At 30.4% G+C, this 7,265-nt stretch carries 8 protein-coding genes and 1 pseudogene; 7 read left to right on the top strand and 2 right to left on the bottom strand.

Annotated elements, in window-relative coordinates; translation table 11 throughout:
* The first annotated feature begins 351 nt into the window (after positions 1-351).
* Both RSC72_RS15565 and RSC72_RS15570 read left to right on the top strand, forming a co-directional pair.
* Positions 352-957, top strand: a complete 606-nt coding sequence (locus RSC72_RS15565; protein ID WP_332546673.1) for a hypothetical protein — start codon at positions 352-354, stop codon at positions 955-957.
* Positions 958-982: 25 nt separating this feature from the next.
* Positions 983-1,510 (top strand): shikimate kinase, encoded by a 528-nt coding sequence (locus RSC72_RS15570; RefSeq protein WP_332546672.1) that lies wholly within the window; start codon positions 983-985, stop codon positions 1,508-1,510.
* Here RSC72_RS15570 and RSC72_RS15575 read toward each other — a convergent pair.
* The gene (locus tag RSC72_RS15575) at positions 1,507-1,911 is read right to left on the bottom strand and encodes an RNA-binding S4 domain-containing protein (protein ID WP_332546671.1); all 405 of its coding nucleotides are present in this window, start codon (positions 1,909-1,911) and stop codon (positions 1,507-1,509) included. The two genes, RSC72_RS15570 and RSC72_RS15575, sit on opposite strands and share 4 nt — an antisense overlap.
* A 67-nt stretch (positions 1,912-1,978) precedes the next feature.
* Here RSC72_RS15575 and RSC72_RS15580 point away from each other — a divergent pair, with 67 nt between their 5' ends.
* Positions 1,979-2,737: a hypothetical protein gene (locus RSC72_RS15580; protein ID WP_332546669.1), complete on the top strand. Its 759-nt coding sequence runs from the start codon at positions 1,979-1,981 to the stop codon at positions 2,735-2,737.
* A gap of 97 nt (positions 2,738-2,834) precedes the next feature.
* The gene (gene pncB / locus RSC72_RS15585; RefSeq protein WP_332546667.1) at positions 2,835-4,037 is read left to right on the top strand and encodes a nicotinate phosphoribosyltransferase; all 1,203 of its coding nucleotides are present in this window, start codon (positions 2,835-2,837) and stop codon (positions 4,035-4,037) included.
* A 78-nt stretch (positions 4,038-4,115) separates the two neighbouring features.
* Here pncB and RSC72_RS15590 read toward each other — a convergent pair whose 3' ends face one another.
* Complete coding sequence (locus tag RSC72_RS15590; RefSeq protein ID WP_332546665.1) at positions 4,116-5,420, bottom strand: aminopeptidase P family protein; 1,305 nt, start codon at positions 5,418-5,420, stop codon at positions 4,116-4,118.
* A gap of 341 nt (positions 5,421-5,761) precedes the next feature.
* On the opposite strand from RSC72_RS15590, the gene rpsF reads away from it, so the two are divergent.
* The 3 genes and pseudogenes from rpsF to rplI all read left to right on the top strand — a co-directional run.
* Entirely contained in the window at positions 5,762-6,109 is a 348-nt protein-coding gene (gene rpsF, locus RSC72_RS15595) for a 30S ribosomal protein S6 (protein ID WP_332546663.1), read from the top strand.
* Between the two features lie 7 nt (positions 6,110-6,116).
* Positions 6,117-6,419 carry a 30S ribosomal protein S18 gene (gene rpsR, locus RSC72_RS15600; RefSeq protein WP_332546661.1) on the top strand — a complete coding sequence of 101 codons (303 nt, stop codon included), beginning with the start codon at positions 6,117-6,119 and terminating at the stop codon, positions 6,417-6,419.
* Between the two features lie 22 nt (positions 6,420-6,441).
* Positions 6,442-6,939, top strand: a pseudogene (gene rplI, locus RSC72_RS15605) (50S ribosomal protein L9); the annotation flags it as partial.
* Between the last annotated feature and the right edge of the window lie 326 nt (positions 6,940-7,265).

Consider the following 7,265-nt stretch of genomic DNA (forward strand, 5'->3'; position numbering starts at 1 on the left):
ACCCAGGACCCCAACATTAAAAGTGTTGTGCTCTACCAACTGAGCTACCAGGTCTTGTTCTTAAATCGAGTGCAAATATAGGGCGATTAATACTAATTTAACAAACGTTTTTTGAAGTTTTTTGTAAATTAGTTATTAATCATTTCGGTTTTAAGAACTTAAAATAGGTTATTTTTAAGAATATTATTGCGAACTACTAATTAGATGTTGATTTTATATTAATTTAATCTTTTAGAAAGTTGATTTTTTCTAATTGTTAAATAATTTATATAGTATATTTGTCAACCAACAAATCGATGTATTAGCTGAAGTAATTTTTGAATAAAAGCTAATTTTAGACTGATTTTTATAATGAAGAAGAAGATTTTATATATCGTTATTGTATTATTTACCGTTGCATCTTGTAAAAACAAAGAACATTCTGAGGCAGATGTTCCCGATTCTGAATATGCAAACAATTGTAATCAAATGACGAAAGATGCGCATTTATCTAATTTAACTTTAAAAGAATTAAAAGAGTTAATAAAAGAAGATCCGCAAATTATTCATCAAAAGATGAATGATCGTTGTTTTAAAGTATCAAAACTTGGTAAAAATTTATACATTCAGAATCCTGAGCGTGTAGATTCTTTAAAAATTAAGAATACAAATCAAGGTGTATTTTTCTTAAATAAAGTTACAGCTCTACAGATTTCTCAAGAAATTGTCTATAAATTAACGTATTCTTTTCCGATAAAATATCTTAATCAATATAGAACAGATATTAAGAAAGTTGCTCCAAAATCTAAATATCATCACTCTAACGCCACTGTTACAAATGAAGATTTTAAGATTACATATAATGTAGAACGCTATGATGCTAATCGCTTAGAAAACACATATTCGTATCAAATTGACACACATAGTGATTATGCGCGTTTAACTATTTATTATTCAGAAGATTTACCTGTAGATTAATAACTTAACTTTATTTATTTTTAAGATGATTATTTCTTTAATTGGTTATATGGGTAGTGGAAAAACGACTACTGGAAAAGATTTGGCCAAAGCAATTGGATATGAATTTATAGATTTAGATCAATTTATAGAACAAAAATACCAAACAAAAATAGCTGATATATTTGCGAATGAAGGCGAATTAGGTTTTCGAAAAAAAGAACGTGAAGCTTTGCACGAAATTTTAACCAATACGAATATTGTACTTTCTTTAGGAGGTGGAACTCCTGTTTATTACAACAATATGGAAGAAATTACGAAAAACTCTGTTTCATTTTTTATTCGTGTACAATTATCTCAATTGGTAAAACGATTGGAAAACAAAAAAGGAACTCGTCCTCTGATCGCTCATTTAACAAATGAGGAATTGACAGAATTTGTTGCAAAACATCTTTTTGAACGTAATCAATATTACGAAAAAGCAAAATATACAATCAATGTTTCTAATCAAAGTACATTAGAAGTTTTGGATCAGATCATGAATCATTTGAAGGTAGAGAAGATTCGGAATTAATCCAAATCTTCTGCTACTATTATATCTTCTTCATTATTATCCGAAATATAATCATCTAATTCGCGACGATCTTTTTTGGTTGGTCTTCCCTCACCTCTTTCTCGATAATAATCTTGCGAAAGTTTACGTAATTCTAATAATTCGTACTCTTCTTTTGACGTTGTATCTACAATATGTAGAGTTAACAATTTTGCTCCAATTCTATTTTTTGGGACTTGAATTACCTTAAAAGACAAATTAATTTGATCTTTTTTGACTTCTAATGCATCACTTGCTATAATTTCTCTCGACGCTTTTGCAACAACTCCGTTTACTTTGATACGGTTCTTTTTACATGCATCTGTAGCCAATGTTCTGGTTTTATAATATCTTACACTCCAAAGAAATTTATCTAATCTCATATTAAACTCAATATTTATAGGATTTAGAACAATATTTTTCTAAATTCGCAATTTAAATCGAAATAATATGATAAAGAAATTCTTTGTTACTTTAATTGCTTGTTCTGCTTTTTTAGTTAGCTGTAATAATGATGATGACAGTGTAGATAAGATGACAATTGAAAGTAGAAATTCTTTGGATGACAAGGCTATAGAACAATTTCTGAATGACTATTACTTTTCTCCAGAAAATGGTAAACTTACTAAATTTGATGATAAAGATGATAGTGATAACAATTATCCTTCATTAAAAACATTAGCAAAATACGATGCTGCTGGTTATTGGTATGCTCAAAACCCAAATCATGTTGGCACAGGTGAAAATATAGTATCTAATGATGATACAAAAATATATTTATCATACCAAACAACAATTTTTAAATCTACAGATGATTTAACGAGTACTGACAATTCTTCAAAAAAATATTACGGAAATATTACTCTAGGAAATGGAGGTGCAACATTTAATACAGGAGATGGTTCTGCTTTACCTGACCCAGAATTCTATTACTTTATGCCGACAGAACTAGAAGTTAAAAATGGAGTAACAAGAGCAAATCGTGAGTTGAAATATTTTACTGAAGGTTTAAAACATTTTAAATCTACAAACAAGTCTACAAGTGATTTGTATAATTTTCAAGGTGTTATTATATTACCATCTCGCTCTGCTTATGCCAGAAATAGATACTATTTAAATAGTGCTAATGGTTTATCTGACCTAACTTACAGAGATGTATCTTTTATTTATAACTTTGAATTAGTTAAAACTGAAAAAAGAACAAAGTAATTTACTTTAAACTATAAAATTCACAAAAACCATCAACAACTGATGGTTTTTTTTTATCTTTAATTTTCAATTTTTTTTCAATCATTAAACCTAAAAAATGAGTATAATAAAATCAATCATAGACAACGATTTTTATAAATTTACCATGCAATTTGGTGTAACAAAACTATATCCAGACGTAATTGCTCGTTATAAATTTATAAATCGCGGTCAACATCAATTTCCCGAAGGTTTTGCTAATGCTTTACAAGCTGAAATAGATGCAATGCAAAATCTTGCTTTAACTAAAGCCGAAAAAGATTTTTTCACAACAAATTGCCCTTATTTAAGCCCTGCATATTTAGACTTCTTACAAGGTTATCGTTATGATTCGTCAGAAGTAAAAATCACACAAAACGGAACAGATGTAGAAGTTTCAGTTGAAGGATATTGGTATAGAACTATTTTGTGGGAAGTTCCTATTTTATGTTTAATCAGCGAATTGTATTACAAATTAACCGATGCAAAACGTATATCTAACCAAGAAGTTACCAAACGAACAAGCGACAAAGTAGATTTATACAACAGATTAGATGTTACTGTTGCAGAATTCGGTACACGACGTCGTCATAGTTACGAAGTACAAGATGAAGTCGTAAAAGAATTAACAAACCATAAAGGAAAAAGTTTTGTAGGAACATCTAACGTTCATTTCGCACACAAATATGGTGTAAAACCTATTGGTACACATGCACACGAATGGTTTATGTTTCATGGAGCACGATATGGTTTCAAAGTTGCAAACTCAATCAGCTTAGACCGTTGGGTAAAAGTTTATTACGGCGATTTAGGTATTGCACTTACAGACACTTACACTTCGGATGTTTTCTTTGGTCAATTTGATAAAAAATTATCAAAATTATTTGATGGTGTTCGTCACGATTCTGGAGATCCGATAGAATTTGGAGAAAAAACGATTGCTCATTACGAGAGAATGGGAATTAATCCACTATTCAAAACCATTATTTTTTCGGATGGATTAAATTCTGAAAAAGTTGAGATGATTACAAAAGCTTTCAAAGGGCGAATTGGTTTATCATTTGGAATCGGAACAGATTTAACAAACGATACAGATTTACGACCAATGAATATTGTAATGAAATTGACAGAAATTTCTTCTATTGATATTCCTTGGACTGGTGTTGTAAAACTTTCTGACGAAAAAAACAAACACACTGGAACTCCAAGAATGATTGAATTGGCTAAAGAAATGCTAGGTCTGGATGAAATTCCGAGTCATGAATCTCCTATTAACGATTAATTATTAAAAAAATAATATACAAAAAAAGGAACTCAAATTTTGAGTTCCTTTTTCATTTATACTATAAATCTATAAAGATTATTTATTCATTAAATCTTCTATTTCATCAGCTTCTAAAGGAATATTACGCATCAAATTGAATGGATTTCCTTCTTTTTGAATAACATAATCATCTTCTAAACGAATTCCGAAACCTTCTGCAGGAATATAAAATCCTGGTTCGTTCGTAAATACCATTCCAGCAACAAAATCATCTGTCAATAAACCATAATCATGTGTGTCCAATCCCATGTGATGAGATGTTCCGTGCATCATATATTTACGATAAGCTCTCCATTCTGGATTTTCATTTTGAACATCTGCCTTGTCTATCAAACCTAAACCTAATAATTCTGATGTATAAATATTTCCCATTTCCTCATGGAATTTATACCAATTATTACCTGCAACCAATAAGTTTTCCGCTTCTTTTTTACTACGTAAAATTGCATCATAAACTTCGCGTTGACGTTTTGTATAACGTCCATTTACAGGAATTGTACGCGACATATCAGACGAGTAATTTGCATATTCTGCAGCTACATCAAACAAAATCAAATCACCATCTTTACATTGTTGATTATTTTGAATATAATGTAAAACATTTGCATTGTTCCCTGAAGCGATAATTGGCGTATAAGCAAAACCTTTTGAACGATTTTTCACAAATTCGTGTACCAACTCTGCTTCTATCTCAAATTCCCAAACATTAGGTTTTACAAAATTTAAAATTCTACGAAATCCTTTTTCTGTAATATCACATGCATGTTGAATTAAATCAATTTCTTCCTGTTCTTTAACAGAACGTAAACGTTGTAAAATAGGATTAGAACGTAAATATGTATGTCCTGGATAATCTTGCTTCAATTGCTTTACGAAACGATCTTCTCTTGTTTCCACTTGTGGCGCTTCAGAAACACGATAATGCTCATTTTTATTTACATAAACATTTTCGGCTTCAACCATTAATTTACGTAAAACACCTGGCATATCTTGTAACCAAAGTACTGTTTTAATTCCTGTAACAGCTGTTCCTTGCTCCTTCGATAATTTTTCACCTTCCCAAATTGCAATGTGCTCATTTGTTTCACGAACAAATAAAACTTCTTTATACTTAGGATCATAAGCATCAGGAAAAAGTACCAATACAGATTCTTCTTGATCTACTCCAGATAAATAAAAAATATCACGATGTTGCGCAAATGGCAATGTAGAATCTGAAGAAATCGGATAAATATCGTTTGAATTAAATATAGCAATTGAACGAGGTTTCATTGCTTTTACAAATTTTGCTCTGTTCTTAACGAATAACTCGTTTGGAATTGAATTGTATTTTGTAGTCATAAAATTTTACTTTATTATTTATGCTACCAAATTTAAGAAGATGTTTTTACAAAAAAAAGGAAAACCCTCGTAGAAACGAGGGTTTTAACCTTAACCAACCTAAACCTATGAAAAAGCCATTAGCCTTTTATGTTGACAAATGTAAGTCACTTTTTTCAATTGACAAACTTATTTTCAAAAAAAACATACAAATAGTTTACAAATAATTAATAATCGTATAAAAATCAACATTTAACGTGTTGAAAAAATATTCAATAATTATTCATTTGTGATATTCAAATTATTATCTGTATATTTGCACCTCGAATTTTAGTATAATAATAACTTAAAAGAAGTTAAAAATGACACATTACGAAACTGTTTTCATTTTGACTCCCGTTCTATCTGAATCTCAGGTAGAGGAAGCAGTTAATAAATTCAATGACTTTGTTACTGCTAACGGAGGAGAAATCGTTGCGAAAGAAAATTGGGGCTTAAAAAAATTAGCTTACTCAATTCAAAACAAAAGAAATGGATTCTACCACTTAGTAGAATTTAAAACTGAGAATGCTGAATTAGTATCTCAATTAGAAGTAAACTATAAGCGTGATGAGCGTGTACTTCGTTTCTTAACTGTGAAATTAGACAAGCACGGTATGGACTGGGCTGAAAAACGCAGAACAAAATTAAAGTCTAACTCTAACAAGTAATTAAGCCATGGCAATTGACGATTTAGCAAAAAAAGCGGCAGGTGGTAACGAATCAGAAATCCGTTATTTATCTCCCCTAGATATCGAAACACAATCTAATACAAAATATTGTCGTTTCAAAAAATTTGGAATCAAATACGTTGACTATAAAGACGCTGATTTCTTAATTCAATTCGTGAATGAGCAAGGTAAAATTTTACCTCGTCGTTACACAGGAACATCTTTAAAATACCAAAGAAAAGTTTCTAAAGCGATCAAAAGAGCTCGTCACTTAGCATTAATGCCATTTATTGGAGATCAATTAAAATAATAAAACCTAAAATTAAAATATCATGAACGTAATTTTAAGACAAGATGTAGAAGGTTTAGGTTTTGAATTTGAAGTTGTTTCAGTAAAACCTGGATACGCACGTAACTTTTTAATCCCTCGTGGACTAGTTTCTGTAGCTACACCAAAAAACGTTAAAGAATTAAACGAAGTTTTAGAAACTCGTAAAGCTGAAGAAGCATCTTTAATCGCTGCTGCTAAAACAAAGTCTGAGAAATTAGATGGTTTAGTAGTTAAATTAGAAGCTAAAGTTGGAACAGGAGACAAATTATTTGGATCTGTTAACAACGGTGATTTAGCTGCTGCATTAGTAAAAGCTGGTGTTGATGTTGAGAAGAAAAACATCAAAATCCCTGGAAATACTATCAAACGTTTAGGAAAATACGAAGCAAAAGTACGTTTCCATAGAGAAGTTGAAGTTGACTTTGGATTTGAAATCGTTGCAGATGCTGCATCTATCAAAGCTGCTGAAGAAGCTGCTAAAACTAGAGCAGAAATCGCAAAAATGGATGCTGAAAAAGCGAAAAAAGCAAATACTGAAGAAGGTTCTTTCTTCAATTTTGACAATCCTATTTATGCTAACGATAAGAAAGCTAAAAAAGAAGAAGAAATTATCGAAGAAGTTGCTACAGAAGAAGCTCCATCTACAGAAGAATAATCTTTCTTTTTATAAGAATAAAAAAAACCTCGAACATTGTTCGAGGTTTTTTTATGCAATTATGTCTCGTCCTGAAATAATGATACAGAAAAAAGTATCATTATGAAAGAAGAGAGAGTTTATACAAAGCGTACTCAACGCGATTATACTTTAACATTCAAGTTGAATGT

The organism is Algoriella sp. (assembly GCF_036647415.1).
In the GTDB taxonomy this organism is placed as follows: Bacteria; Bacteroidota; Bacteroidia; order Flavobacteriales; family Weeksellaceae; genus Empedobacter.